The 26,116-nt window shown below is 58.5% G+C and carries 24 protein-coding genes and 1 tRNA gene; 12 read left to right on the top strand and 13 right to left on the bottom strand.

Going from position 1 to position 26,116, the window contains the following annotated elements; all coding sequences use genetic code 11:
• Nucleotides 1-315: 315 nt before the first annotated feature.
• The 6 genes from ftsK (at nucleotide 316) to cysG (ending at nucleotide 7,842) form a co-directional block, all read left to right on the top strand.
• Complete coding sequence (gene ftsK / locus OYW20_RS16240) at nucleotides 316-2,721, top strand: DNA translocase FtsK (protein WP_268796970.1); 2,406 nt, start codon at nucleotides 316-318, stop codon at nucleotides 2,719-2,721.
• Between the two features lie 79 nt (nucleotides 2,722-2,800).
• Entirely contained in the window at nucleotides 2,801-3,424 is a 624-nt protein-coding gene (lolA, locus tag OYW20_RS16235; protein WP_268796969.1) for an outer membrane lipoprotein chaperone LolA, read from the top strand.
• Between the two features lie 18 nt (nucleotides 3,425-3,442).
• The gene (locus OYW20_RS16230) at nucleotides 3,443-4,765 is read left to right on the top strand and encodes a replication-associated recombination protein A (protein WP_268796968.1); all 1,323 of its coding nucleotides are present in this window, start codon (nucleotides 3,443-3,445) and stop codon (nucleotides 4,763-4,765) included.
• Nucleotides 4,765-5,142 (top strand): fluoride efflux transporter CrcB, encoded by a 378-nt coding sequence (gene crcB / locus OYW20_RS16225; protein ID WP_268796967.1) that lies wholly within the window; start codon nucleotides 4,765-4,767, stop codon nucleotides 5,140-5,142. Before OYW20_RS16230 ends, crcB begins: the two co-directional genes overlap by 1 nt.
• Nucleotides 5,143-5,167: 25 nt before the next feature.
• A complete protein-coding gene (gene serS / locus OYW20_RS16220) occupies nucleotides 5,168-6,448 on the top strand; it encodes a serine--tRNA ligase (RefSeq protein ID WP_268796966.1) in 1,281 nt (426 codons plus the stop codon).
• Entirely contained in the window at nucleotides 6,448-7,842 is a 1,395-nt protein-coding gene (gene cysG, locus OYW20_RS16215; protein WP_268796965.1) for a siroheme synthase CysG, read from the top strand. Before serS ends, cysG begins: the two co-directional genes overlap by 1 nt.
• A 94-nt stretch (nucleotides 7,843-7,936) precedes the next feature.
• Here the strand turns inward: cysG and OYW20_RS16210 are convergent, their stop codons facing one another.
• The 7 genes from OYW20_RS16210 to OYW20_RS16180 all read right to left on the bottom strand — a co-directional run bounded on the left by OYW20_RS16210 (nucleotide 7,937) and on the right by OYW20_RS16180 (nucleotide 12,205).
• Nucleotides 7,937-8,938, bottom strand: coding sequence for a glutathione S-transferase family protein (locus OYW20_RS16210; RefSeq protein ID WP_268796964.1), 1,002 nt, complete (start codon nucleotides 8,936-8,938; stop codon nucleotides 7,937-7,939).
• 95 nt (nucleotides 8,939-9,033) lie between these two features.
• Entirely contained in the window at nucleotides 9,034-10,035 is a 1,002-nt protein-coding gene (locus OYW20_RS16205) for a glycosyl transferase family protein (RefSeq protein WP_268796963.1), read from the bottom strand.
• Nucleotides 10,032-10,367 (bottom strand): TusE/DsrC/DsvC family sulfur relay protein, encoded by a 336-nt coding sequence (locus OYW20_RS16200; RefSeq protein WP_268796962.1) that lies wholly within the window; start codon nucleotides 10,365-10,367, stop codon nucleotides 10,032-10,034. The genes OYW20_RS16205 and OYW20_RS16200 overlap by 4 nt, the downstream gene beginning before the upstream one ends.
• Nucleotides 10,364-10,663 (bottom strand): sulfurtransferase complex subunit TusB, encoded by a 300-nt coding sequence (gene tusB, locus OYW20_RS16195; RefSeq protein ID WP_268796961.1) that lies wholly within the window; start codon nucleotides 10,661-10,663, stop codon nucleotides 10,364-10,366. The genes OYW20_RS16200 and tusB overlap by 4 nt, the downstream gene beginning before the upstream one ends.
• A complete protein-coding gene (gene tusC, locus OYW20_RS16190; protein WP_268796960.1) occupies nucleotides 10,663-11,025 on the bottom strand; it encodes a sulfurtransferase complex subunit TusC in 363 nt (120 codons plus the stop codon). The genes tusB and tusC overlap by 1 nt, the downstream gene beginning before the upstream one ends.
• Before the next feature lies 1 nt (nucleotide 11,026).
• Nucleotides 11,027-11,419 (bottom strand): sulfurtransferase complex subunit TusD, encoded by a 393-nt coding sequence (tusD, locus tag OYW20_RS16185; protein WP_268796959.1) that lies wholly within the window; start codon nucleotides 11,417-11,419, stop codon nucleotides 11,027-11,029.
• A gap of 114 nt (nucleotides 11,420-11,533) precedes the next feature.
• Nucleotides 11,534-12,205: a Bax inhibitor-1/YccA family protein gene (locus OYW20_RS16180; RefSeq protein WP_268796958.1), complete on the bottom strand. Its 672-nt coding sequence runs from the start codon at nucleotides 12,203-12,205 to the stop codon at nucleotides 11,534-11,536.
• Between the two features lie 141 nt (nucleotides 12,206-12,346).
• On the opposite strand from OYW20_RS16180, the gene OYW20_RS16175 reads away from it, so the two are divergent.
• A tRNA-Ser gene (locus OYW20_RS16175) sits at nucleotides 12,347-12,437 on the top strand.
• A 140-nt stretch (nucleotides 12,438-12,577) separates the two neighbouring features.
• Entirely contained in the window at nucleotides 12,578-12,901 is a 324-nt protein-coding gene (locus tag OYW20_RS16170; protein WP_268796957.1) for an excalibur calcium-binding domain-containing protein, read from the top strand.
• Between the two features lie 18 nt (nucleotides 12,902-12,919).
• Here the strand turns inward: OYW20_RS16170 and OYW20_RS16165 are convergent, their stop codons facing one another.
• From OYW20_RS16165 to OYW20_RS16150, 4 genes are all read right to left on the bottom strand, one after another.
• Nucleotides 12,920-15,055, bottom strand: a complete 2,136-nt coding sequence (locus tag OYW20_RS16165; RefSeq protein ID WP_268796956.1) for a putative bifunctional diguanylate cyclase/phosphodiesterase — start codon at nucleotides 15,053-15,055, stop codon at nucleotides 12,920-12,922.
• An 8-nt stretch (nucleotides 15,056-15,063) separates the two neighbouring features.
• Nucleotides 15,064-15,453: a response regulator gene (locus OYW20_RS16160; RefSeq protein WP_268796955.1), complete on the bottom strand. Its 390-nt coding sequence runs from the start codon at nucleotides 15,451-15,453 to the stop codon at nucleotides 15,064-15,066.
• Nucleotides 15,438-17,165: a PAS domain-containing sensor histidine kinase gene (locus OYW20_RS16155; RefSeq protein WP_268796954.1), complete on the bottom strand. Its 1,728-nt coding sequence runs from the start codon at nucleotides 17,163-17,165 to the stop codon at nucleotides 15,438-15,440. Before OYW20_RS16155 ends, OYW20_RS16160 begins: the two co-directional genes overlap by 16 nt.
• A 249-nt stretch (nucleotides 17,166-17,414) precedes the next feature.
• Nucleotides 17,415-17,858: a hemerythrin domain-containing protein gene (locus OYW20_RS16150; protein WP_268796953.1), complete on the bottom strand. Its 444-nt coding sequence runs from the start codon at nucleotides 17,856-17,858 to the stop codon at nucleotides 17,415-17,417.
• Between the two features lie 272 nt (nucleotides 17,859-18,130).
• Between OYW20_RS16150 and OYW20_RS16145 the strand changes: the two genes are divergently transcribed.
• Both OYW20_RS16145 and OYW20_RS16140 read left to right on the top strand, forming a co-directional pair.
• Entirely contained in the window at nucleotides 18,131-19,477 is a 1,347-nt protein-coding gene (locus OYW20_RS16145; RefSeq protein ID WP_268796952.1) for an MATE family efflux transporter, read from the top strand.
• A 35-nt stretch (nucleotides 19,478-19,512) separates the two neighbouring features.
• A complete protein-coding gene (locus OYW20_RS16140) occupies nucleotides 19,513-20,163 on the top strand; it encodes a TetR/AcrR family transcriptional regulator (RefSeq protein WP_268796951.1) in 651 nt (216 codons plus the stop codon).
• A gap of 61 nt (nucleotides 20,164-20,224) precedes the next feature.
• Here OYW20_RS16140 and OYW20_RS16135 read toward each other — a convergent pair whose 3' ends face one another.
• Together OYW20_RS16135 and OYW20_RS16130 are read right to left on the bottom strand one after the other, a co-directional pair.
• Nucleotides 20,225-22,966 carry a glycoside hydrolase family 3 protein gene (locus OYW20_RS16135; RefSeq protein WP_268796950.1) on the bottom strand — a complete coding sequence of 914 codons (2,742 nt, stop codon included), beginning with the start codon at nucleotides 22,964-22,966 and terminating at the stop codon, nucleotides 20,225-20,227.
• A complete protein-coding gene (locus tag OYW20_RS16130) occupies nucleotides 22,963-23,205 on the bottom strand; it encodes a hypothetical protein (protein ID WP_268796949.1) in 243 nt (80 codons plus the stop codon). Before OYW20_RS16130 ends, OYW20_RS16135 begins: the two co-directional genes overlap by 4 nt.
• 770 nt (nucleotides 23,206-23,975) lie before the next feature.
• Here OYW20_RS16130 and OYW20_RS16125 point away from each other — a divergent pair.
• Nucleotides 23,976-25,151 carry an MFS transporter gene (locus OYW20_RS16125; protein ID WP_268796948.1) on the top strand — a complete coding sequence of 392 codons (1,176 nt, stop codon included), beginning with the start codon at nucleotides 23,976-23,978 and terminating at the stop codon, nucleotides 25,149-25,151.
• A gap of 98 nt (nucleotides 25,152-25,249) precedes the next feature.
• A complete protein-coding gene (locus OYW20_RS16120; protein WP_268796947.1) occupies nucleotides 25,250-25,900 on the top strand; it encodes a TetR/AcrR family transcriptional regulator in 651 nt (216 codons plus the stop codon).
• Nucleotides 25,901-26,116 lie beyond the last annotated feature (216 nt).

The raw sequence follows: 26,116 nt of genomic DNA, 5'->3' as shown, positions 1-26,116 counted from the left end.
TGGTCGAGCAACCGCTACTCAGCGATAAAAACACGTCATAAGCCTTTGTCAGTAAAGAAAATGCATGCTCAAATTGCCCGTTGTCGCCTGCGCTTGAACATCTGCTTTGTGCAAGCCAGACTAACGTGGCACGTAGCGTGCAAATCCGTACAATGACCGACGTTGTTTAACCTCATTTCAAGTCACCTGTCGAGCGTGAGTTCAAGATTCTTTTCCGCACGCCGCTGACAGGATTTGGTCAGCACTATCTCGTCCATGCAGTCGTTCATAGTCAACCATCAGATGTTCGCGCTAGCGCGCAGGAATTGAAGCGTTTTGAAGAAATCCACCGCAGCAACCAGTCCCGTTCCGCTTTGGCGGCAGCACTTGCACTACCGGCTCAAGGAAGGTGCGCTGATCGCTTTTGGCGCCCTGTGCCTTTACCTGATGATGGCCCTGCTGACCTACGATCAGGGCGATCCGGGCTGGAGTCATACCAGCAGTTCCATGCAAGTCCAGAACGCTGCCGGCCGCGCCGGTGCGTTTTCTGCCGACATCCTGTTCATGGTGCTGGGCTACTTCGCTTACATCTTCCCGCTGCTGCTGGCCGTCAAGGCCTATCAGGTCTTCCGTCAGCGGCATGAACCGTGGCAGTGGAGCGGCTGGCTGTTCTCATGGCGCATGATCGGCCTGGTGTTTCTGATTCTTTCGGGCGCAGCCCTCGCGCACATCCACTTTCATTCGGCTGCAGGCCTGCCCGGCTCGGCGGGCGGCGTGCTGGGCGAAGTGCTGGGCGATCTGGCCAAGCGCGCACTGAACATTCAAGGCAGCACGCTGTTGTTCATCGCGCTATTCCTGTTCGGTCTGACCGTGTTCACCGACCTGTCGTGGTTCAAGGTCATGGACACCACCGGCAAGATCACTCTCGACCTGTTCGAGCTGTTCCAGGGGGCGATGAATCGCTGGTGGAGCGCACGCACCGAGCGCAAGCAGATGGTGGCGCAACTGCGCGAAGTCGATATGCGTGTCGATGAAGTGGTCGCACCGGTGGCGCCGGATCGCCGCGAGCAGGCCAAAGCCAAAGAGCGCCTGATCGAGCGTGAACAGGCCCTGACCCAACACATGGCCGAGCGGGCGAAGCATGTGCCTGCCGTCATCGCACCGGCACCGCCCAAAGCGCCGGAGCCCAGCAAGCGTGTGCAGAAGGAAAAACAGGCTCCGCTGTTTGTCGACAGCGCCGTGGAAGGCACGTTGCCGCCAATCTCTATCCTCGACCCGGCCGAAAAGAAGCAGCTCAACTATTCGCCCGAGTCACTGGCGGCTGTCGGTCATTTGCTGGAGATCAAGCTCAAGGAATTCGGCGTCGAAGTTTCTGTTGACTCGATTCATCCCGGCCCCGTGATCACCCGTTATGAGATTCAGCCCGCAGCCGGCGTCAAGGTCAGCCGCATTTCCAATCTGGCCAAAGACCTTGCGCGCTCGCTTGCCGTGACCAGCGTGCGGGTGGTTGAAGTCATTCCTGGCAAGACCACGGTCGGTATCGAAATTCCTAACGAAGACCGGCAGATCGTACGTTTCTCGGAAGTGCTCTCGACGCCTGAATACGACAATGCCAAGTCGCCGGTCACGCTGGCGCTGGGTCATGACATCGGCGGCAAGCCGGTCATTACCGATCTGGCCAAAATGCCTCACTTGCTGGTGGCCGGTACGACCGGTTCCGGTAAGTCGGTGGGCGTTAACGCCATGATTCTGTCGATTCTGTTCAAATCCGGACCAGACGACGCCAAGCTGATCATGATCGACCCGAAAATGCTGGAGTTGTCGATTTACGAAGGCATTCCGCATTTGCTGTGCCCGGTGGTCACCGACATGAAGGACGCGGCCAACGCGCTGCGCTGGTCGGTTGCCGAGATGGAGCGCCGCTACAAGCTCATGGCGAAGATGGGCGTACGTAACCTTTCGGGCTTCAATCAGAAGGTCAAGGACGCGCAGGACGCAGGAACCCCGCTGGTGGATCCACTTTACAAGCGCGAAAGCATCCACGACGAAGCACCGCTGCTGGTGAAATTGCCGACCATCGTCGTGGTGGTCGACGAGTTCGCCGACATGATGATGATCGTCGGTAAAAAGGTAGAAGAACTGATCGCACGTATCGCCCAGAAAGCCCGTGCTGCCGGTATTCACCTGATCCTCGCGACGCAGCGTCCGTCGGTCGATGTGATCACCGGTTTGATCAAGGCCAACATTCCGACGCGTATGGCGTTCCAGGTGTCGAGCAAGATCGACTCGCGGACCATCATCGACCAGGGCGGCGCCGAGCAATTGCTTGGTCACGGTGACATGCTTTATATGCCGCCGGGCACCAGCCTGCCTATTCGGGTTCACGGTGCATTCGTTTCCGATGAGGAGGTTCACCGTGTGGTTGAAGCCTGGAAACTGCGCGGCACCCCTGACTATAACGAAGACATTCTGGCGGGCGTTGAAGAGCCCGGCAGTGGTTTTGATGGTGGCAGTGGCGGCGGCGATGGCGAGGATAGTGAAAGCGATGCGCTGTACGACGAGGCGGTCAAGTTTGTGCTCGAAAGCCGCCGCGCATCGATCTCTGCTGTGCAGCGCAAGCTGAAAATCGGCTACAACCGCGCAGCCCGTATGATCGAAGCAATGGAAATGGCCGGGGTTGTCACCTCCATGAACACCAACGGCTCGCGTGAGGTCATAGCGCCAGCCCCGATGCGTGACTGATCCACGGTAAAGCGTCACGATTGACCTGACGGGGTGACAATGCGCCGTCAGCAATTAACTGAATTGAATGAGGGCTCCCATGCGTCTTATCCGCATGTTGTTGGTATCTGCACTGGCTTTTTCAGCTGTTTCGGCCCACGCCGACAGCAAGGACGTGGCTCGCCTGACTCAATTGCTGGAAACCTCGAAAACCCTCACCGGGCGTTTTTCCCAGCTGACCCTGGACGGCGGCGGCACGCAGTTGCAAGAGACCTCCGGTGAGATGACCTTGCAGCGCCCCGGGCTGTTCAACTGGCACACCGATGCGCCGCAAGAGCAGCTGATGGTGTCCGATGGCAAGAAAGTCTCGCTGTGGGACCCGGACCTGGAGCAGGTCACCATCAAGACCCTCGACCAGCGCTTGACGCAGACGCCGGCCTTGCTGCTGTCTGGCGATGTCTCGAAGATCAGCGAGAGCTTTGACATTACTGCCAAGGAAGCGGGTGGTGTGATCGACTTCGTGCTCAAGCCTCGCGCTAAGGACACCCTGTTCGACAGCCTCCGTTTGTCGTTCCGCAATGGCCTGATCAACGACATGCAACTGATCGACAGCGTCGGCCAGCGCACCAATATCCTGTTCACCGGCGTTAAGGCCAACGAGCCAGTGGCCGCGAGCAAGTTCCAGTTCCAGATCCCGAAAGGCGCTGACGTCATTCAGGAATAAGAGGCTCAAGCGTTTTCCATGGACTTGTTCAACAGTGAACCGATCACTCAACCGCTGGCCGCCCGATTACGGGCGACCAATCTGGATGAGTACGTCGGTCAGCAACACTTGCTCGCGCACGGCAAACCTCTGCGTGAGGCGCTGGAGCAGGGTGTGCTGCATTCGATGATCTTCTGGGGGCCGCCGGGGGTGGGTAAAACCACTCTTGCCCGGCTGCTGGCCAAGGTCTCGGACGCTCACTTCGAAACGGTTTCTGCGGTGCTGGCCGGGGTCAAGGAGATCCGTCAGGCTGTCGAAACCGCCAAGCAACAGGCTGGACAATATGGTCGACGCACCATCCTCTTCGTCGATGAAGTTCACCGTTTCAACAAGTCGCAGCAAGATGCGTTTCTGCCGTACGTTGAAGACGGCACGCTGATTTTCATCGGCGCTACCACCGAAAACCCCTCGTTTGAATTGAACAATGCGCTCCTGTCGCGGGCACGCGTGTACGTGCTCAAGAGCCTTGACGAGGTCGCGCTGCGCAAACTGGTCGACCGCGCGCTGACTGAAGAGCGCGGGCTGGGGAACCGACATCTCTCTCTGGGCGATGAGGGCTTCAAGATTCTGCTGGCGGCGGCGGACGGTGACGGCCGACGTCTGCTCAACCTGCTGGAAAACGCTTCGGACCTCGCTGAAGACGACAGTGAGATTGACGTCGAGCTGCTGCAAAGCCTGTTGGGCGACAGCCGTCGGCGTTTTGACAAGGGCGGCGAAGCGTTTTATGACCAGATTTCGGCGCTGCACAAGTCCATACGTGGCTCCAGCCCAGACGCTGCGCTGTATTGGTTCGCACGGATGATCGACGGTGGCTGCGACCCGCTTTATCTGGCGCGACGCGTTGTGCGCATGGCCAGTGAAGACATCGGCAACGCCGACCCGCGCGCGCTGCCGCTGTGCATGTCGGCGTGGGATGTTCAAGAGCGACTCGGCAGCCCCGAGGGTGAGTTGGCGGTGGCGCAGGCAATCGTTTATCTGGCCTGCGCGCCGAAAAGCAACGCCGTGTACATGGGGTTCAAGGCAGCAATGCGTGAAGCCACCGAACACGGTTCGCTGGAGGTGCCGCTGCACCTTCGCAACGCCCCGACCAAGCTGATGAAACAGCTGGGTTATGGCGAGGAGTACCGTTACGCCCACGACGAGCCGGACGCTTACGCTGCAGGTGAGGACTACTTCCCGGAAGAGCTTGAGCCGCGCCAGTATTACCAGCCGGTCCCGCGTGGCCTTGAATTGAAGATTGGCGAAAAACTCAAACACTTGGCGGCGCTGGACAGCGCAAGCTCACGCAAGCGGAGAAAATAATGCTCAAGACGATTCTTGCGGTGTCCATTGCGGGCATCGCTGGTACATTATTGCGCTTTGCTACTGGCCTTTGGGTGACTGCAAACTGGCCCCGGCATTTCTACGCGGCAACGCTGGCGGTCAACATTGTCGGCTGCCTGATCATTGGTGCGTTGTATGGTCTGTTCCTCCTGCGCCCCGAAGTGCCGGTCGAAATCCGTGCCGGTCTGCTGGTTGGTTTTGTGGGCGGCCTGACGACGTTTTCATCTTTTTCCCTTGATACGCTGCGTTTGCTGGAAAGCGGGCAGGCGCCATTGGCCATTGGCTACGCACTGATCAGTGTGCTCGGTGGGCTGCTTGCGACCTGGGCTGGCCTGTCTTTGACCCGAATTCTATAAACCCGATTCATAACGAGGCAACGATATGCTCGATTCCAAACTGCTGCGTACCCAACTTCAGGACGTAGCGGATCGCCTGGCTTCCCGTGGTTTCACATTGGACGTGGCCCGTATCGAAGCGCTGGAAAATCAGCGCAAGACGGTGCAGACCCGCACCGAGCAGCTTCAGGCCGAGCGTAACGCACGTTCCAAATCCATCGGCCAGGCCAAGCAGCGCGGCGAAGACATCGCACCGCTGATGGCTGACATCGACCGCATGGCCCAAGAGCTGAGCACTGGCAAGAAAGAGCTGGACGCGATTCAGTCCGAGCTCGATGCGATGCTCTTGAGCATGCCTAACCTGCCGCATGAGTCGGTCCCTGTGGGCGCAGATGAAGAAGAAAATGTCCAGGTGCGCCAGTGGGGTACGCCTGCGTCGTTCGACTTCGAGGTCAAGGACCACGTTGCACTGGGCGAGAAATACGGCTGGCTGGATTTCGAAACCGCCGCCAAATTGTCCGGCGCCCGTTTCGCCCTGCTGCGCGGTCCAATTGCCCGCCTGCATCGCGCACTCGCGCAGTTCATGATCACGCTGCACATCAACGAGCATGGTTACGAAGAGGCTTACACGCCGTATCTGGTTCAGGCGCCAGCCCTGCAGGGCACCGGTCAACTGCCGAAATTTGAAGAAGATCTGTTCAAGATTTCGCGCGAAGGCGAAGCGGATCTGTATCTGATCCCAACCGCCGAAGTGTCGCTGACCAACATCGTGGCCGGCGAGATTCTGGACGCCAAGTCGCTGCCGATGAAGTTCGTGGCGCATACCCCTTGCTTCCGCTCCGAAGCGGGCGCTTCGGGTCGGGACACACGCGGCATGATCCGTCAGCACCAGTTCGACAAGGTCGAGATGGTGCAGATCGTCGAGCCGGACAAATCCATGGAGGCGCTGGAAAGCCTGACCGGTAACGCTGAGCGCGTCTTGCAGTTGCTTGAACTGCCTTACCGCGTCTTGGCCCTGTGCACCGGCGACATGGGCTTCAGTGCAGTGAAGACCTACGACCTGGAAGTGTGGATCCCGAGCCAGGACAAATACCGTGAAATTTCTTCGTGCTCAAACTGCGGTGATTTCCAGGCGCGTCGCATGCAGGCACGCTGGCGTAATCCGGAAACCGGCAAACCTGAGCTGGTACATACCTTGAACGGTTCGGGTCTGGCGGTGGGCCGCACGCTGGTTGCAGTGCTGGAAAACTACCAGCAGGCCGACGGCTCGATCCGTGTGCCTGAGGTGCTCAAGCCCTGGATGGGCGGCGTCGAGGTCATCGGCTAATGGAATTCCTACCGCTGTTCCATAATCTGCGGGGCAGCCAGGTGCTGGTCGTCGGCGGCGGCGAGATTGCGTTGCGCAAGTCTCGCCTGCTGGCGGATGCTGGCGCTGTACTGAGAGTTGTTGCGCCCGAAATTGGAGCAGAGGTGCACGAACTGATTGTCAGCAGTCATGGCGAGGCATTGGTGCGTGGTTACCTCGAATCGGATCTGAATGGCTGCGTATTGATTATTGCGGCCACTGACGATGAGACGCTCAACGCGCAGGTGTCACACGATGCGCGCAAGCGTTGCGTGCCGGTCAACGTGGTGGATGCGCCCGCTTTGTGCAGCGTGATCTTCCCGGCCATCGTCGACCGCTCACCGTTGGTGATCGCGATTTCCAGTGGTGGGGATGCGCCAGTTCTGGCGCGCTTGATCCGCGCCAAGATCGAAACCTGGATTCCGCCAACCTATGGCCTCCTGGCTGGCTTGGCGGCGCGTTTTCGTCAGCAGGTCAAACACCTGTTTCCCAACGTCCAGCAGCGCAGGGCGTTTTGGGAGGAGGTGTTTCAGGGTGCAATCGCAGACCGTCAATTGGCGGGGCAGGGTGCAGAAGCCGAGCGCCTCTTGCAGGCGAAAATCGACGGTGATGCTCCGAGCGCTGCCGGCGAGGTTTATCTGGTGGGTGCAGGCCCCGGTGATCCGGATCTGCTGACGTTTCGTGCGTTGCGTCTGATGCAGCAAGCGGACGTCGTGTTGTATGACCGCCTTGTGGCCCCGGCGATTCTTGACCTGTGCCGTCGCGATGCGGACCGCGTGTACGTCGGCAAGCGGCGCGCCGAGCACGCTTTGCCGCAGGAGCAGATCAACCAGCAGCTGGTGATACTGGCCAAGCAAGGCAAGCGGGTTCTGAGACTCAAAGGCGGCGATCCGTTCATATTCGGGCGTGGCGGCGAGGAAATCGAAGAGCTGGCGGCGCATGGCATTCCGTTTCAGGTCGTGCCTGGCATTACTGCTGCCAGCGGCTGCGCAGCGTACGCGGGTATCCCGCTCACGCACCGCGACCACGCACAATCTGTGCGGTTCGTGACCGGTCACCTGAAAAATGGCACCACTGATCTGCCTTGGAGCGATCTGGTTTCGCCTGCGCAAACCCTGGTGTTTTATATGGGCTTGATCGGTTTGCCGATCATCTGCGAAGAGCTGATCCGTCACGGCCGTTCGGCGGACACCCCGGCAGCATTGATTCAGCAAGGCACCACGTCCAACCAGCGAGTGTTCACTGGCACGCTGGCCAATCTGTCGCAGTTGGTGGCGGAGCATGAAGTCCATGCGCCGACGCTGGTGATCATCGGTGAGGTCGTGACGTTGCGTGACAAGCTGAAGTGGTTCGAAGGCGCTCAGGCGAGCGTTTGATAGCCTTTAGTCTATAGGAGCCAACTTGTTGGCGAGACTGCCTCAAGGGTCGAACCCATTGGACGGCTTAGCGAACAAGTTCGCTCCTGCAGATTCAGTCTCGCTGCCAAATCCCGCGCCCGCTCAACCGCTCGCGATCGTGGGCGGTGGTCAAGTCCTGATGCGGTCCTTTCGGCACGATGCCTGTGGGATTAATCGTGCTATGACTGGCGTAGTAATGATGTTGAATGTGGTAGAAATCCACAGTTTCGGCCACGCCAGGCCACAGGTACAGCTCGTGTAGCCAGTTGCTCAGGTTCGGGTAGTCAACGATTCGCCGCAGGTTGCATTTGAAGTGGCCGTGATAAACCGCGTCAAAGCGTACGATGGTCGTGAACAATCGGATGTCCGCTTCCGTCAGGTAATCGCCGCAGAGGTAGCGCTTTTCACCCAGCACTGCTTCCAGCGCTTCCAGCTCGGCAAACACCTCATCAAATGCCTGCTCGTAAGCCCCCTGTGAGGTGGCAAAACCAGCACGGTAGACGCCATTGTTCACCGCTGGATAGATGCGATCATTCAGCTCGTCGATAGCCGGCCGCAATGCTTCGGGGTACAGATCCAGTCGATTGCCGGTCAGCCCGTCGAATGCGGTGTTGAACATGCGAATGATTTCAGCCGATTCATTGCTGACGATGCGCTGCAGTTTCTTGTCCCACAGCAGCGGAACGGTCACGCGGCCGGTGTAATTCAGCGTGTCCGCCAGGTAGCGCTGATAAAGGAATTCATGACCATCCAGCGGGTCGCCGCTTGAGCCTTTTTCAGTGTCGAAGGTCCACCCGTTCTCACGCATCAGCCAACTGACGACAGACACATCGAACAGGTCTTCCAAGCCTTTTAGCTGGCGGTAGATCAGTGTGCGATGCGCCCAGGGGCAGGCCAGCGAAACATACAAATGATAGCGCCCGGCCTCGGCCTTGAAGCCACCTTCGCCAGAGGGGCCCGGCGTCCCGTCAGCGGTGATCCAGTTACGGCGCTGCGATTGCTCGCGTTGAAAAGCGCCATCTTTGCTGCTTTCGTACCACTGGTCATGCCAGCGTCCTTCAACGAGAAGGCCCATGTCTGACTCCAAATTTGCGGATTAGCACGTGTTGGAGATCAGTCTAAGGGCAATCGTTCGAGAGAATGGCGCAAAGGGTGGAGCATGATGATCGACTAAATAGATGTGTCTCGATTGGCCCAGAACTGCTCGGCTTTTTCGAACGCCTCTGTACGAGTCAAGCCCAGGCCTTTGAGCGCCAGCGCCATGGTCGATATCAGCGCCAGTTGCGGATAGCTGTCCTGCACTTCACCTTTCCATACCGCGACCAGGTGCGCTGGCTCAAGCGTGGCCGGTTTGACGTGTCGTCGATCAGACAGCGCCGGCCATTCCTCATCCCACGGCTGCCCTCCGGTGGTGCCGTAAAGATGGCTGATGGTGTCGGGATTGATCTCGACTTCGCCGCCATCGCCCTTGACCACGATTGCGTGATCGCCGAGCAGGCTGCTGGCGTCACGATGAACTGCCTGATAACCCGGATGAAAAATGCTTTGCAGGCCGCAGCGTGCGCCCAGCGGATTGAGGATTCTCGCCAGCGAATGGATCGGTGAGCGCAGGCCAAGCGTATTGCGCAGATCGATCATGCGTTGCAGTTGCGGCGCCCAGTCCACCAGTGGCATGAATGCGAGATTACTCCGGTCCAGCGCTTCGCCGACCGCCTGCCAGTTCCGACACAGCGTAATGCCCAGCAGGTCCAGCAATTGCTCGCTATAGAGGCGCCCGGCCGTGTGTGCGCCGCCGCCATGCATCAACACCCGCACCCCGTTTTGTGACAGGCATTTGGCCGCCAGCAAGTACCACGGCAAATGACGTTTCTTGCCGGCATACGTCGGCCAGTCGATATCCACGTGCAGCGCAGGCGCATTGAGGCGCTCTCGCACGGCCTCGGTGAAGCCGGCCAATTCCTCGGCGCTTTCCTCTTTGTGGCGCAACAGCATGAGGAATGCCCCCAACTGGGTGTCTTCGACTTGTTCGTCGAGCACCATGCCCATCGCCTGTCTGGCCTCTTCGCGGGTCATGTTGCGCGCGCCGCGCTTGCCCTTGCCCAGGATCCGCACAAAAGGTGCAAACGGGTGCTCGACGGGCGTTTCGGTAACGAGAGCAGAAGGCGTATTCATAGGCAGTTAGTCGGCTTGGGCAGGCCCGCCAGCTTGGCGGCGAGTTTGGCGGGAGTGCCGTTGAACAGGTGATTGAGGTGCAGGCTGTTACCTTTGTCCTTGCCCAGCTTGAGTGCGGTGTATTTCACAAGCGGACGCGTGGCTGGGGAGAGCTGAAACTCGGCATAAAAGGCGCGCAGCAGCTCAAGGATTTCCCAGTGATCAGCCGTCAGGACGATGTCGTGTTCGACAGCGAGAGATTCTGCAACTTGCCGGGACCAGTCATTAAGGTCTGCAAGGTAGCCGTCCTTGTCCAGCGCCACAATGTGACCTTCGACGATGAGCTGTTTCATAGCCAGGTGTTTACTCTGTCGAAGCGGATCGAGAGTTCCACGAATGCCGCGTAATCTACAACCTGTACCCAGGCTTGAACGGGCAGGCCGCGCGCCGTTATGTCTTCATCGAGCGCGAACACCCTGGACTTTCCGCGTTGCGTCTCCAGCGCTTTGCAGGGGGCACTGGATTCGGTCAGCGCATAGATTGCATCGCCACACAGCAGCACGGCGTCCTGCTCACCCAGCAAACGCAGGCAACTGCTCAGTCGGGTGTCGGTGAAAGGCGAGTGAGAGAGCACGTGTAAGGTCGACATCAGAGCGTAATCACCTGTTCGTAGCGGTCAATGAGCGCGCCCAGTTCTTTGTCCTTCAGCACTGTCAGCGGCGATACGCTCAGGGCGTCGGCCGACAGACCGCGCTCCACAAGACTGGTGCTGCAGGCGTATAGATCCTCAACGCCGAACATTTCCAATGCCTTCAAATTGGCGGTCAGGTCCTTTTGCTGCAGCGCTGCGGGCTGTTGAAGGGCTGATAGCTGAAACACGCCGTCGTCGAGAAATAACATCCCGACAGGCAGGTCGTACGCGCCGCCCGCCAGCGCGATGTCCAGTGCCTCCCGGGCGCTCAGCCCGGCCCACGGCGCCTGCCTGCTGATAATCAGCAATGACTTCGCCATTTCAAGGCCCTCCGAAACAGATCAGTCGATCCGCTGATTGAATGCCATCGTGCAACTGCCCCAGGCCCGATAGCTCCCAGGGTGCAGGCACATTGGCCGAAGGGCGCTGATAGCGCAGGGCTTCTTCCTCATTCAGGACGCCACGACGCAATGCCGCTGCAATACAGACGACCCCGTCCAGCTGATGCTGCGTTACGAAGGCTCGCCACTGGGCGGCGATGTCTTGCTCATCCTGCGGCGCAACGATGTTTGCCGACGCGCTGTGCACGCCGTCTTGATAGAAAAACAGCCGCACAATTTCATGCCCCTCCGCCAGTACGGCCTCGGCAAACTTGAGCGCGCGACGCGAGGAGGGCGTATGCGCGGCGGAAAAAAGGGCGATGGCGAACTTCATGGTCGGCTCTGGCAGCGGGCTGGCAAGGGTGAAAGCCGCAATGATAAAGAAATCACGAACCCGAGGCAGCAAAAAGCCCGCCGAAGCGGGCTTTTTGTTGAAGCGTATGACTGATCAGTCGTCGCGGCTCATGATGCCGAAGATCTGCAACAGGCTGATGAACAGGTTGTAGATCGATACATAAAGGCTAATGGTAGCCATGATGTAGTTGCGCTCGCCACCCTGAATGATCGCGCTCGTCTGGAACAGAATCGCGGCAGAGGAGAACAGCACGAAACCTGCGCTGATCGCCAGTTGCAGGCCGCTGATCTGGAAGAACATGCTTGCCAGCACCGCACCCATCAGAACAAAGAAGCCAGCGGTGATGAAGCCACCGAGGAAGCTCATGTCCTTGCGAGTGATCAGCACGTACGCTGACAGACCACCGAATACCAGCGCGGTCATGGCGAATGCCGAGCTGACGACTTCAGCGCCCCCCTGCATACCCAGGTAGCGGTTGAGGATCGGGCCGAGGATAAAACCCATGAAACCTGTGAGGGCGAAGGTAGAAACGATACCCCATGCCGAATCACGCAATTTGCTGGTGAGGAAGAAAAGGCCGTAGAAGCCGATCAGCACTACGAACACGTTGGGGTAACGGACGTTCATCTGCTGGGATACGAATGCCATGACACCGCTGAAAACGAGGGTCAGGGCCAAGAGGCCGTATGTGTTACGCAGGACGCGGCTAACCTCTAGCTGCTCGACCTGCACGCTGTTATTGACTGCGTAATCCTGTTCGCGCATGGCGCAACTCCTGGTGGTTGAAATGTGAAGTTGCAAAGATCATAACAGAGGCATTGGGATAGGGTAGTCGCAGAGTTTGACAGCGTGTTTCATTCGGGTATTATGGCGCCCGCAACGCACTGGCCAGCTTGGTCAGAGCACGGGGAATTGGCAGAGTGGTTGAATGCACCGGTCTTGAAAACCGGCGAACGTTAATAGCGTTTCTAGGGTTCGAATCCCTAGTTCCCCGCCAAATCGATGTACAAGAAAGGGCTGATTTCATGATCAGCCCTTTTTTTGTGCCCGGTGATTCACCTCGTTCTTGCTTGAGCCGATCCGTAGCCAGCTACTGTGCATCGGGTGCGTGGTCACTCGTCATTGAAGGAGTAACAGATGAAAGGGATTTTGGTTGTCGTGCTGATTGCTTTTGCGTGTCTTGTGCTTACGACCTCGCCGGTCATAAAACGCTGGGCGGAAAATTACCTGGCGCCGCTAGCCACTGGGTCAGGATTGGCTAGTACGCCCAGCCCGCCGGAGGTCTCTCAAGTTGAGAATGCTAGAGTGGAAAGGGTTAACCCGATCAAATGTGATGGACGCAAGTATTGCTCGCAGATGACCTCTTGCGCCGAGGCCAAAAGCTTTCTGCAACAGTGCCCCGGTATCGAGATGGACGGCGACGGCGATGGAATTCCTTGTGAATCCCAATGGTGTCACTGAATAGGGCTGAGTTGATCTTCAGCCCTTTTTTTGTGCTGTACGTTCAACCCATTGCTGCTCACGCAACAGCACTTCAAGCTCGGCAAGCGGCAGCGGCTTGCTGAACAGATACCCTTGTCCGTGATCGCAGCCTTGTTCCGTCAGCAACGCCCACTGCTCTTTTGTTTCGATGCCTTCGGCGATCACTTGCAGGTTGAGGCTGTGGGCCAGTTCGATGATGGTCCGGGTGATGGCGGCGTCCTGTGGATTGCTTGTCACCTCGCGGACGAAGGCAATGTCGATTTTCAACTTGTCGATGGGAAACTTGCGCAGATACGCCAGGCTTGAATACCCCGTGCCGAAATCATCGATGGAAATCTTCACACCGATTGCGCGCAGTCGGTGCAGGCTGGCGATGGTGTGCGCTGTGTTCTCCATCAGCGAGCTTTCCGTGAGCTCCAGCTCGAGCCAGCGCGGTTCGATCTGACTGTCCTTGAGCGCGTTACTGATATCCGTGATCAGGTCGCCTTTAATGATCTGCTGCCCCGATACGTTGACGGCGACTTCAAGCGGCGGCAGGCCTGCGTGCTGCCAACGGGAAATTTGCTTGCAGACGCTGGTAATCACCCACTGTCCAACGCGGGAGATCAACCCCAGGCTTTCCAGCATCGGCACGAATACCGCTGGCGAGACGTTCGGCAGCCCAGGGCGAGGCCAGCGAAGCAAAGCTTCAAGCCCGCACACACTTCCGTCACTGAGCTTGATCTTAGGCTGGTAAAACAACTGAAAATCCTCGTCCTGCACCGCTTGCCGCAAGGCTGTTTCCATCTCCTGGCGCTCAAGCAGTTCGGTGTTCATCTGCGCGGTATAGAAACGGTAGGTATTGCGGCCGACCTGTTTGGCGCGGTGCATCGCGGTGTGGGCGTGTTTGACCAGGTTTTGTGCCTCGTCGCCGTCGTCCGGGTAAAGCGCAATCCCGAGACTGGCGGTCATTGAAGCTTCATGGCCGTTGAGCTTGTAGGGCTTTTGCAGCATGTCGCGCACACGGTCGATCATCCGGATAATGCTCGGCTGACCTTCGCGAACCATCAGAATCATGGCGAATTCGTCGCCGTTCATACGCCCCAGCGTGTCACTCACGTCGAGGCTATGGCTCAGGCGCTGGCTCAACTCGATCAACATCTGGTCGCCGATCAAGTGGCCCCAGGTTTCGTTGATCATCTTGAAATCATCCAGGTCCACCGTGACCACGGCCAGTTGCCAGTTGTTGATCGCCGCCTGGGTCAGGCCCATTTGCAAGGTGGTGTAGAACAGGTTGCGATTGGGGAGCCCGGTCAGCGTGTCGTAGTGGGCCATCTTCAGGAGGCGTTGTTCGGCCTCTTTGCGGTGCGTGATGTCGCGCACGATGCCGACGATGATCCAGTCGGCGCCGGTTTTGTAAGCCTGGCGATGAATCTCCACCGGCACGTGATGGCCGTCTTTGCAGCGGATGCGGCTTTCAACGGGCTCGACGGGCGCTTTGCCAGCGATGAGCTGGTCATACAACACTTCAAGTTCCTCGAGCGACGCGTCGCTCAGCTCGGCAGGACTCAGTTGCAGTAACTCATTTGGCGGGTAGCCCATGACCAGGGATGCGGTGCGGTTGAACTCGACCAGCGTCATGGTGGTTCGATTGATCAGAAAGATCGAGTCATCCGAAGCGTCCATCGCCGAGCGGAAACGCTCCAGATCAATGGTCCGCTGCTGAAGTTGCTCCTCAATGATCAGGCTGCGGCTTTTCAGGTAATCCCCGAATGCCTTGAGCCGTAACAGGTTACGGACCCGCAGCCACAGCTCTGTAGTTGACACCGGTTTGCTGAGGTATTCCTCGGCGCCGGTTTCCAGCCCCGCCAGCTTGGCGGTGTGTTCACTCAGAGACGTCAGCATGATGATCGGAATGTTGGCCGTTATCTTGCTGCTCTTGAGGCGGCTCGCCACCTGATAACCATCCATGCCGGGCATCATCACGTCCAGCAGGATAAGGTCGGGCGGGTCCTGCTCGACCATCGCCAAGGCCTGCTCGCCGGAGCTTGCCGTCAGCGTGCGATAGCCCTGGTTATTGAGCACCAGACTCAGCAATTTAAGGACATGCGCCTCGTCGTCGACTATCAGTAATGTGGCGGGTTGTTCTGGCATAGGCGAACTCAGGCGAGAGGCGGCGAGGGCGAGGTGTTTTGAAGCAACGTATCGATTACCCGATACAGCTCCTGATAACGCAGCGGTTTGACGATATAGGCATCACAGCCGGCAAGACGGGTTTTCTCTTCGTCCTCTTTCATCGCCATGGCAGTGAGGGCAACCACCGGAATCGCCGCCGTCCGTGCGTCCTTCTTGAGCAATGAAGTGGCGGCAAGGCCATCCATGCCCGGCAGCTGGAGGTCCATCAGCACCAACTGCGGTTGTAGCTCTCGGGCAAGCGCCAGACCGGTTTCGGCGTCAGCGGCACACAGTACGTCGTGCCCCGCATTGTTCAGCAGCAGGCAGGCCAGACGCATGTTGGCAGCGTTGTCTTCGACGATCAGGATCTGCGCCACAGCGCCTCCTTGGCAATCGGGCGCATCGGCAGCCAGGCCACAAAACGCGACCCGCTGCCTTCGCGGCTGGCCACCGCTACGCTGCCGCCGTGCAGTTCGGTCAACTGCTTGACCAGCGCCAGGCCCAGACCCGTGCCGTCAAATTTGCGCGCCAGGCCACTGTCTATCTGGCTGAATGCCTTGAATAACTTGCTCATGTCTTGTTCATCGATTCCGATCCCGTCATCAGTGACGCTCAACTCCAGAAAGTCCTCGTAGTCACCAGCAGGGACCGCAAAGCGATACACCGGCCAGTCGCCGTCGACGGACCCCGCCTGAGCTCGCGGCACGCTGCGCACTGCTAGCGTCACAGAGCCGTCGGGCTGGCTGAATTTCACCGCGTTGGAGAGCAGGTTGTAGACGATCTGCTTGGTCTTGCGCAGGTCCAGTTCGAGCAGGCCCAGGTCGCTGTCGATTTCAAGCTTCAACTGGATGCGCTGGCCTGCGGCTTTTTCGCGCACGATCAGCAAGCTGTTGCTCAACAGGCTGGCGAGTTCTACGGGTTCCAGCTCCAGCGCCATCATGCCGGCTTCGACTTTGGACAGATCAAGAATGTCGTTGATCAGCGACAGTAAATGCTGGCCGCTGGTGAAGATGTCAGTGATGTATTCGCGCTGGGTATCGCTCATGGCTCCGACCATGCCGTCCTTGAGCGCCTCGGAGAACCCGATCACGGCATTGAGTGGCGTGCGCAGTTCGTGGGACATGGTCGCCAGAAACTCGGACTTCATGTTGCTGGCGCGTTCGAGCTCGACGTTTTTTTCCTCCAGCGTGCGCTCGAAGCGTTTGCGCTCGGTCACATCCCGCGCGGCAGCAAACACCCCTTGCAGCTTGCGGTCGCGGTCGTGAAAGGTCGCTGCGTTATAAGAGACCACGGTTTCCGTGCCGTTGTAGGCGCGCACTGTGAGCTCGTAATCGCTGACCTTGTGTTCGCTGAGCACGCGCTTGATTGCAGCGTCGGCACGAGCCGGGTTGGTGAAGAAGTTCTTGCAAGGTGCACCAATCAGTTCGTCACGCGTGCGACCTGTGAGCGCCATCATCTGCTTGTTGACGTCGGAAATGATGCCCTGCGGATCGGTCATCATCAGTGCGTCGATGTTGGATTCGATCAGCGAGCGCGTATAGAACTGCTGATCGCGCAAACGCTGATCGAGCAGGGCCTGGGCCGTTTCCTCCTGTTTGCGCGCCGTGTTGTCGGTGCCGATCAACAGGTAGCCGATGATCTTTTCGGCACTGTCGCGCAGCGAGGTGACGGACACCATCGCAGACAAACGGCTGCCGTCCTTTCGGATGTACGTCAATTCGTAGTTGTCTTCGATGCCCCGCGAGGCTTTGAACACAAGCGCTTCAAAGCCCGGCGTGATGGGCGTATTCAGCTCCAGGCTCAGGGCGGCTGCTCGGGTGATCAGCTCAGCAGGATCGGAGATGTCGGCCGGCGTGATGAGATTGACCACGTCTTCGGACTGGTAGCCGAGCATGCGTTCGGCGCCAACATTGAAAATCTGAATGACGCCTTTTTCATCGGTCGCGATGCTTGAAAAGTAGGCGCTGTTGAAAATAGCGTCCTGAAGGGCGCCGGTCTTTAAAAGGGTTTTCTGACGCCTGAATTCGACGATTTTCTCTGCACGCGATTGCGCTTCGGCGGGCGGGCTGTCAGGAGACTGTTTGTCCATGTCTCGTATACCGTTTGCTCGCAAAGCCGCTTGCGATGAGTGGAGGTGCAGGCTAGGGATTATCGTTTGAGGAATATCGACGTAGAACGACGATAACAGACTAATTTAAATGAGTGTGTGCGAAAAGGGACGTGTTTTGCCCGGCGTTGTCGGGTTTTTCTTGTTTGAAAATAGAACCTGAAGGGGTATTGAAGAAGTGGCGGTCTGGTAATGGACCGCCACACATCTAATGCATCCTTTTGGATGAACTCAGCTTTCCTGCAACTGCTCTTCGTATTCCTTCACGTAATCGTCCGCCAGCGACTCTTTCTGTTTGTCATTGAGCAGCTTGCCCGCCATCTGGAAGAACTTCTGCTCTTCTTCCTTCAAGTGATGATGGACCTTCTCCGACAGCTTCTTCGCCGTGGCCAGCCAGGCCGGACTGGATATCTCGGTCTCGTCCAGCTCCTCCATCATCTCGTCCATCTCGTGGTGCTCGGAGATGCCGTGACGGCTGAGGTCCATGCCATTGTCGTGTTTCATCAGCGGGATATAGAAGCAACGCTCCTCGGCGGTCTCGTGGGCCTGCAATTCAGCTTTGAGCTGTTTGTAGGCTTCGGCGCGTTCAGCGCTGTCGCCGTGGGTCTGAATAAGCGCATCGGCGTAGCTACGCTGCCGCTCATGGCTTTCTCGCAACGCTTCGAAAATGTTCAACGGCAATCCTCCTGATGGCCTTCTGGATTAGAAGTGCTAATGGCTAGACACTCGCAGCAGAGGCAGGGTTCAAGAAGTCGCTGACCAGCCATCGCTCGGCTGTCGCATTCGCAATGCTGTGCCAATTTTCTCCGGCACCGGTGCGGCGCGTAAAACTTCGGATCAGCGCCGGTTATTCGCCATGGCCTCCGGCTTCCGGCACAGCTAGAATCGCCGCCTTGCCGAGTAGTGACGCTTTTCATGAGCCGCTTCGGCCCCGTTCGGAAACAGTCATGGCAAACGCACGCGCAACGTTCACCGAAGGTCGGGTCGCCCGCCATATTTTGGTGATGACCAGTACAATTGCGCTGAGTCTGCTTGCGGTTTTCCTGGTGGACATCCTCACGCTCGTCTATGTCGCCAAGCTCCATGATCCGGTGCTGCTGGCGGCGGTCGGGATCGCGAAGGTGCTGATCTTTTTCAACGGCGCGATTGCCAGCGGCTTTATCATTGCGGCGGCGTCGGTGCTCTCGGAGCGGATCAGCGAGCGCGAGACACCAGGGTTTGCCCGATTGACGGGCAGCCTGATGCTAATGGTCATGATCGCGTCCGGGCTCACGGCCGCCGTGCAGTTGGCACTGGTTTTCCCGGTGACGCACATGCTGGGCGCGGACGACGTTACTTACCCGGTGGTGCGCAGTTTCATCTGGCTGACCTTGCCGTTTACCGTCGCGCAGTCGGCGATGCAGATGTCGGCGCAAATCCTGCGGACCACCGGTGACAGTCGGCGGGCGCTGTGGGTGGTGCTGTCCGGCGCGGCCACGCTGGCGGTCGCCGATCCACTGTTCATCTTCGTCTTGGGTCTGGGAATCAAAGGGGCGGGGCTGGCGTACGCGTTGTCGGCCGTGGTGTCGGCCTCGCTTGGCGCGTTTTGGTTACGCAAGCGTGTCGGCTTGCTGTTTTCAACTGATTGGGCGCTGCTGCGAGAGCACATGCGGGTAACATTCAAAATCGCTTTGCCGGCGATCGTCGCCAATCTCGCGACCCCCGTCGGCCTGGCTTATCTGTTTTCGTCGCTGGCTGCTTACGGCACATCCACCTTGGCCGCCATGGCGGTGGTGGACCGGGTGATGCAGTTTGCATATTGCGCGTTTTTCTCCCTGCCGACCGCGCTGGCCCCGGTGCTGGGGCAGAACATTGGCGCCCGGCGTGATGATCGTGTCGGCACCGCCATCGTCTTTACGCGACGGCTGGTGGTGGCCTATGGTCTGGCGGTCTGGGGCGTGCTGATCCTGTCGAGCGGGCTGATCGCGGACCTGTATGAACTCGAGGGTCCGGGGCGCGCGATGTTCGTTGCGTTCTGCCAGATTGGCGGCGGGCTCTGGGCGATCATCGGGCTGGATTTCGTCGCTATTTCGGTGTTCGTTACGATGGATCGTTCTTGGCTGGTGGCGGCTTTCGCCTGGGCGCGGGCAACACTGGCCGCCGTGCCATTCATTTACGTCGGCACCCATCTTTTTGGGGGCAGCGGGGCGTTGCCCGGTATGTTTGCCGGCAATGCACTCATTGCAATAATCTCGATATTTACCGCATCCCTGACCGCGAAACGGTTTTTTCAACGCCGGGCTCAGCCTGCGTGAGGCAGGGACAACACACCTCAACGCTACGGATGTTTATGTCAGTCGATGAATCAGGGAGTGAATCAGGCGAAGTCGCACCGCCCAAGCGTCGCAAGGCGCCCAAAGGGGAAATGCGAAGAACCGCTTTACTGGATGCCGCCACGACCATTTTCGCCCGGGACGGCTACTCCAGCGCCTCGATGCGCGACGTTGCGGAGCTGGCGGGGATCACGACGGTCGGTTTGCTGCACCATTTCCCGAACAAGGTGGCGTTGCTCGGCGCGTTGCTCGAACGCAGGGATCAACGGGTGACGTCGCGGTTTGACGAGCTGACGCTGGAAATGACGCTTGAAGGCTTTATCAAATTTCTCAAACTGAGCATGGGCTTCAGTGTCGAGGATGCGGCGGAATGTCAGGCGTCGCTGGTGATGAATACCGAGAGCCTGTCGAACACGCACCCCGCGTGGTCGTGGTATCAGGAGCGGTTTCATCTCACTCACGCTCACGCGCGGGGCCACATTGCGGCGCTGATCGAGAAGGGAGAGATTCGGGCTGACGTAGACGCCAACGCCTTGGCTCAGGAGATTTTTTCGGTGATGGACGGCTTACAGATCCAGTGGCTGAGAAGCCCGGATGAGGTGGACGTCATGGCCGTTTTCGAGGTCTACGTACGGCGGCTGGGAAGGGATATTCAGGCTCATTCCTGAGCCTGAATCTGTTGCTCTCGAAGCTGGCTGCTCCAGCAGCCGCCGCCTCTAACGGGTTAGATCAATAGCGCTGAGTGGCGCTGACCTGCACTGCTTTGCGCAGCGGTAAAGGCAGCGGGTTGCTGTCGCGGGTGGTCAGGTGCTCGGCAAACAGGGTTTGCAACGTGCGGTCCAGCGGCAGGTTTTCCGAGTCCGGGCCGACCAGTATCTTGAACTTGCCCGCATCGACGTCCCAGCTGTCGGTCTTCTCGACGAAGTAGGCCAACGACCTCGAATCCACCGGGATGCTGACGGTCTTGCTCTCACCCGGCTGCAAATACACTTTGGTGAAGCCCTTGAGCTCTTTCTCTGGGCGATCAACGGCCGGCTTTTGCGGTTTGACGTACAACTGAGCCACTTCAAAGCCCGCCTTGTCGCCGCTGTTGGTCACTGTGAACGTCACGTCAACCGTGCTGCCTGGCACCAGAACGTTGTTCGAAAGCTTCAGGTCGCTGTAGTTGAACGTGGTGTACGACAGGCCGAAACCAAACGGATACAACGGCTTTTTGTGCGCTTTGTCGTAACCGCGATAACCCATGTAAAGGCCTTCGCTGTAGACCATCTCGGTCAGCGCGTTATCGCCTCGGTAAGCGGCTGGGTTGGGGTACGACGCATAGCTTGGGTTGTCTTCGATTTTCTTGTCGATGGTGATCGGCAATTTGCCCGACGGGTTGACCTTGCCGAACAGAATCTCGGCCAGTGCCTGCCCGCCTTGCTGACCTGGGTACCAGGCTTGCAAGGTGGCGCCGACTTTCTTCGCCCATGGCTGCATATCGGGAACGCCGCCACCGTGCATGACCACGACGGTGTTCGGGTTGGCTTTGGCCACGGCGCTGATCAGATCCGCCTGTTGGTCGGGTAATTCAAAACCGTGGTCGGAACCTTCGCCTTCGTTCTCGTAGTTGGTGCCGGTGGCAACGACCACGGCATCATATTTGGACAGGTCGGCAGGTGCTCGTAGCGAAGCCCAGCTCATCTGCACGCCGGTCAATCCACCCAGTGCCGGGATGAAATTGCCCTGCACGCGCTGGTATTCAAGCTTCACGGCGTAAGCCTTGCCTGCGCTCAGAGAGGCGGTTTTGCCGGATGTGGTCATGGCATTGACTACGTCTGCCGAGTACGGGACACCGTCGCTCTGCACCACCAGTTCATCATTGACCCACAGTTTGTAAGGGCCGTCGGCGCGAATCTTGAACACCTGAGGTCCGGAGATCACCGGTTTGATGGTGGTCGTGAAGCGGGCCGAGAAGGCACCAGCTGTCGGGCTGAAACCAGACACCGCTGTGCTGCCAGCGCTGGTCACGTTGGTCCCGGTCAACCAGTTCAGGTTTACACCTGGCTCGACGCGCGTCAGCGCCGGGTCACCGGAGAAGCGGGTGTTGGCGAAATACTCGGCCTTCACACCGGCATTGCTGATGCCGTTTTTACCTGTGGCCGGCTGATACCAGACCGAGGCTTCCGGGTTCAGGCTCATCTCGGACAGGTACGTAACGTTCGCGCTGCTCGACGCCAGTTGCTGCAGGCCGCTCAATTCAGTGACGTAGCTGTTGGGTGGCGAGTTGGCGGTGCCGAACGGCGACGCTGGCGCATGGTTGGCCCAATCGCCGATCACCGCGATTTTGGCTGAGCGAGCCAGCGGCAACAGCGGCTTGCCGGCGGTGGTATTTTCGTTGCGCAGCAGCACGATCGCCTCACGTGCGGTATTGAGCGCTGCGCGCATGCCGTACTCGGGATGATCGAGTGTCTTTGCAGTGTTGAGGTTTTCCTGAAAGTCGTAGCTGACAACGGCGCGCAGGTTGCGCTTGACCTTGTCATCAATGACGTTCTGCGTCAGTTGCCCGCTCCACACGTAGGGCATCAGATTGGCTTCAGTAAATTGCAGCCCCGACGGCATGTCGAGGTCAGTGCCGGCCCACGCGCCTTTGAAAGCGTTGTGGATGGCATTGAAGTCACTGATAACAGTGCCTTGGTAGCCCCATTCACCTTTGAGCACTTCGGTGATCAGGTGATGGTTTTCACAGGCGTAGTCGCCATTGACCTTGTTGAAGCCGCACATGATCGACGCGACATTGGCGTTCTTGACCATCGACTCGAAGCCCGGCAGATACAGCTCGCGCAACGTGCGTTCGTCCACCACGACGTTGATCGCCTGACGGTTGGCTTCCTGTTCGTTGGCCAGGTAATGCTTGCCGCTGGCCTGGATACCCTGGGCCTGGATGCCGTTGACGATGGCGGGGGCCAGGACCGCGCCGAGGAAGGGGTCTTCACCGCTGACGTATTCCGCCGCCCGGCCGTTGTATGGGGTCCGATAGAGGTTCACGCCAGGGGAGAGCATTTGCTGTCCGCCCGAGATGCGGGTTTCGTAGGCGATGGCCAGGCCGAACTCTTTGGCCCGGTTGATGCTCCAGGTTGCTGCCATCGCCGGTTGCGACGGGTATTGCGCGCCAAAGGTGGCGTTGTTGACGTGCACGCCCATGGAAGAGTCGTACGCCACGGTGCCCTTGATGCCCCACTTGAGCAGGGACGGAATCATATGACCATCGTTGACCCGCGTGAAGTTGATCTTCTCGGACTGGTTCATGTTGTCGAGGATGGAGCTGACACGCGCCTCGACTTCATTGCCGGTGGCCGGCGTTACCGCAGCAAGCGCAAGATTGGCCTGCACGATGCTGAACGTCAGCAGGCTCAGTCCCAGTGTGTGTTTGAAAGCTGCCAAGGCGGGTGTCCTTTTGGCCGATGCGATCGGCTGATTGAGAGGGTTCATGGGCGCTGCACCTGCGTCGGGGCGTCGTCGGTTTCCACTGGCGCATCCAGCAGGCTGTTCGCACCTTGCTGTTTGGAAGGGCCGATTTTGTCAGCCCCCGACAGCTGGTCGCGCTTGGCTTCGATCTGCTCACGAACATGTTGATCGGACGTACTGGCGTTTGCAGTGGAAGTTGTGTCTGCAGCCAGCGCGGATACGTGTATGGCGCACAGCAGTACAGCACCCATTACAGGCGGCATGAATCGCATCATCGATGTTATCTCGGGCGGTGGAATATTCAGTATTGATCGACCAGGACGGAGGAAGTCCTGCGGGCGTCGATGCATAAGTCTGGATGATGCACTTAAAAGTTCAGTCGCCGCAAAGACATTTAAAACGGGGAGTTAAGCTTTGGCGTAAATGAGGTTTTTTAGAGGTTTTTCGAGGGTGAGGAAAGGGTGGCGCTGGTAAGTCAGATGCGGTTTATGTGGAAAAATGACTGTAAAGTGCCATTTATTGCTTATTCCTAGCTATTTGTTAGCTTATTTATTGGATTTTGTAGCGTTTATACTCTTCACCATAAACCTAGTTGCAATTAGGTTTATGGCTCTGGTAAGCTTGGCGGCCTTTAGGAATACGCGTGTTGCTCATCGTATTTTTATTCTCTTATTACTGTTTAAAAACGCTGGCAGGCGCTAAGTCTGTATTTATCCAACGCCCTGACTGTTGGATAAAATAGCAAGTTTAAATGACTCGTCACTATCCAGATTTTGTCAAATCTGTGCGGTAGCCATGGTGTTTCGATAATGGATGGCGATAAGTTTTAATGGTCCTTGAGATTTTCGGTTTCGGCGGGATACCAACTTTTTAATTGTAGTTACTTTTTCAAAAAGTTGACGCCAAGGTATTACTGATCCTGTGTATATATAAACCTGGCACCGTGCGGGATGCGCTCGCTATAACCAATGATGATTTGACCATCCGGTCAGCATTGCCTAGGGTAGCGGGCCTTTTTCCGCCTGAGGTCTCTATGTCCCGCCGTTCCAAGCTTCCCACCGACGTCTATCTGCTGGGGTTGACGATTTTCTCGCTGGTGACCGCAGAGTTCATGGTCGCGGGGATGATGCCCGCCTTGGCTGAAGCGTTTTCGGTGAGCGTGTCGCAGGTCGGCAATCTGATTGCTTTGTATGCGCTGGGCATGGCGCTGGGCGGGCCGCCGGTTACGGTGCTGTTGCTGTCGCGGGGCATCAGTAACCGACGGGCGCTGGTCGGATTACTGGCGGTCTATGTCGGGGCTGGTGCGCTTGCCGCCGCTGCGCCTACTTATGAGGTGCTGGCGCTGGCGCGCATCATCATGGGAGTGTCCAGTGCCGCGTGCATTGGCCTGTGCCTGACGCTGTGTGCCGGCATGGTTGCGCTTGAGTTACGCGGCCGGGCGATTTCGGTGGTGCTGGCCGGGCTGATGCTTTCGCCCGTGGCCGGCGTGCCTTTGACTGCATGGGTCGAGCAACATGCGGGTTGGCGTGCCAGCGCCTGGCTGGTGGTGGCGTTGGCGCTGATCTGTACCGCGCTGGCGGCCTCTCGTTTGCCACCCAGTGCTGCGGGCAGCGAGCCTGCGCTGAGCCAGCAGTGGGCTGCGCTGAAAAACCGCAGTTTGTGGGCGGCTTACCTCACCAGTGGATTGATCATCGGCGCTACGTTTGCAGCCTTCAGTTATTGCACACCCATCCTCATTCACGAAGTTGGTATCGCGCCCGGACACGTCGCGCCGTTGCTGGCGCTTTATGGCGTGGCCAACCTGATCGGCAACATGGTGGTCGGGCGACTCGCCGAGCGGTACACGCTTCCCGCGCTGGCTTGGGGTCTTGTGCTGATGGTGCTGGCGCTGAGCGGCTTCGCGCTCGCTGGCGAATACCAGTGGTTGAATCTCGGCTGTTTCATCCTGCTCGGTTTGACCGGCGTGGCGCTGAACCCGGCGATGGTTGCACGAGTGATGAAAGCGGCTGAGCCAGGCGCGCTGGTGAACACGCTGCACACATCGGTGATCACTGCGGGCCTTGCGTTCGGCAGTTGGGCGGGGGGTACCGCCATCGATGCCGGTTATGGTCTGCGTTCACCCCTCTGGGTCGGGGCGGCCATGGCGCTTTTGGGGCTGCTGAGTCTGGCCCGGCCCGCTGCGTCTTGGCAGGGCGCTTGCTCGCGCTGAGGCCGTTCGATTGACCGCATGTCCACGGGGTGGCGAGCAGGTTTGCGGCCTATCCTTGTTGTCGGTAGGCTACGCGGCTGTCGATCAAGGAGTATGAGATGACGCAGTCCACCCCGCCGGAATCGGGCATCGAGCAACCCACTGTCACTCGACACCGGCGCGCACCCAAAGGTGAAAAACGCCGTGAAGAGTTACTCGATGCGGCGTTGCAGGTGTTTTCCCTGGAGGGATATACCGGCGCTTCCATTGCTCAGGTTGCCGGCATTGCAGGCATTTCTGTTGCTGGCTTGCTGCACCACTTTCCGAGCAAGGTTTCTTTATTGATGGGCGTGCTGGAGCGTCGCGATGCGGTCAATCAAAAGATCGCCGACGAGGTGCGCACCGACCACACGCTCACCGGTCTGTTGAGCAGTTTGCGGGCGATCAATCGGTCCAACGCCACGGCACCGGGCGTGGTGCGGGCCTTCACTATCCTCAATGCCGAAAGCCTGCTCAACAACCAGCCTGCATGGGAGTGGTTCCAGACTCGCTATCGCGTCATTCACGCGAGAATGCTGGTGCGCTTCCAAGCGTTGGTTGAGTCCGGCGAGGTCCTTCCCGATGTGGACCTGTCGGGCCTGATCGAGGAAATCCTGGCGATGATGGATGGCTTGCAGATCCAGTGGCTGCGTTTTCCGGAACGCTTCGACCTGGTTCAGCGTTTCGATAACTACATCGCACGGGTCGATGCCGCGATTCGCATTCAATAACACCAGCGCTAACGCCACGCGAATGAATTCGCGCCTACAGATGATGCTCTTCTGTAGGCGCCGACTTGCTGGCGAAAGGTCATTCAAAAAACCTGCGGGAGCGAATTCATTCGCCAAGAGGGTGGTGCATCCGACACGCTTGCATTGTCAGGCCAGTCCCTCGCGAATAAACCCGCTCCCCCAGGTTCTCATTCAAGCTTCAAAAGTGGCTCATCC

This window comes from Pseudomonas sp. BSw22131, assembly GCF_026810445.1.
Taxonomy (GTDB): Bacteria; Pseudomonadota; Gammaproteobacteria; order Pseudomonadales; family Pseudomonadaceae; genus Aquipseudomonas; species Aquipseudomonas huanghezhanensis.
Note: the sequence above shows the minus strand (reverse complement) of the source record. Positions and strands in the feature narration are given on the sequence as shown.

Coding starts and splice junctions, on each gene's coding strand:
- OYW20_RS16130 (WP_268796949.1), bottom strand. CDS start 23,205: ATGCCGCCTGTAATGGGTGCTGTACTGCTGTGCGCCATACACGTATCC.
- serS (WP_268796966.1), top strand. CDS start 5,168: ATGCTCGATTCCAAACTGCTGCGTACCCAACTTCAGGACGTAGCGGAT.
- OYW20_RS16155 (WP_268796954.1), bottom strand. CDS start 17,165: ATGGACAAACAGTCTCCTGACAGCCCGCCCGCCGAAGCGCAATCGCGT.
- OYW20_RS16170 (WP_268796957.1), top strand. CDS start 12,578: ATGAAAGGGATTTTGGTTGTCGTGCTGATTGCTTTTGCGTGTCTTGTG.
- OYW20_RS16205 (WP_268796963.1), bottom strand. CDS start 10,035: ATGAATACGCCTTCTGCTCTCGTTACCGAAACGCCCGTCGAGCACCCG.
- lolA (WP_268796969.1), top strand. CDS start 2,801: ATGCGTCTTATCCGCATGTTGTTGGTATCTGCACTGGCTTTTTCAGCT.
- OYW20_RS16165 (WP_268796956.1), bottom strand. CDS start 15,055: ATGCCAGAACAACCCGCCACATTACTGATAGTCGACGACGAGGCGCAT.
- OYW20_RS16180 (WP_268796958.1), bottom strand. CDS start 12,205: ATGCGCGAACAGGATTACGCAGTCAATAACAGCGTGCAGGTCGAGCAG.
- tusB (WP_268796961.1), bottom strand. CDS start 10,663: ATGTCGACCTTACACGTGCTCTCTCACTCGCCTTTCACCGACACCCGA.
- cysG (WP_268796965.1), top strand. CDS start 6,448: ATGGAATTCCTACCGCTGTTCCATAATCTGCGGGGCAGCCAGGTGCTG.
- tusD (WP_268796959.1), bottom strand. CDS start 11,419: ATGAAGTTCGCCATCGCCCTTTTTTCCGCCGCGCATACGCCCTCCTCG.
- OYW20_RS16125 (WP_268796948.1), top strand. CDS start 23,976: ATGTCCCGCCGTTCCAAGCTTCCCACCGACGTCTATCTGCTGGGGTTG.
- tusC (WP_268796960.1), bottom strand. CDS start 11,025: ATGGCGAAGTCATTGCTGATTATCAGCAGGCAGGCGCCGTGGGCCGGG.
- OYW20_RS16145 (WP_268796952.1), top strand. CDS start 18,131: ATGGCAAACGCACGCGCAACGTTCACCGAAGGTCGGGTCGCCCGCCAT.
- OYW20_RS16200 (WP_268796962.1), bottom strand. CDS start 10,367: ATGAAACAGCTCATCGTCGAAGGTCACATTGTGGCGCTGGACAAGGAC.
- OYW20_RS16210 (WP_268796964.1), bottom strand. CDS start 8,938: ATGGGCCTTCTCGTTGAAGGACGCTGGCATGACCAGTGGTACGAAAGC.
- OYW20_RS16120 (WP_268796947.1), top strand. CDS start 25,250: ATGACGCAGTCCACCCCGCCGGAATCGGGCATCGAGCAACCCACTGTC.
- crcB (WP_268796967.1), top strand. CDS start 4,765: ATGCTCAAGACGATTCTTGCGGTGTCCATTGCGGGCATCGCTGGTACA.
- OYW20_RS16135 (WP_268796950.1), bottom strand. CDS start 22,966: ATGAACCCTCTCAATCAGCCGATCGCATCGGCCAAAAGGACACCCGCC.
- OYW20_RS16140 (WP_268796951.1), top strand. CDS start 19,513: ATGTCAGTCGATGAATCAGGGAGTGAATCAGGCGAAGTCGCACCGCCC.
- OYW20_RS16230 (WP_268796968.1), top strand. CDS start 3,443: ATGGACTTGTTCAACAGTGAACCGATCACTCAACCGCTGGCCGCCCGA.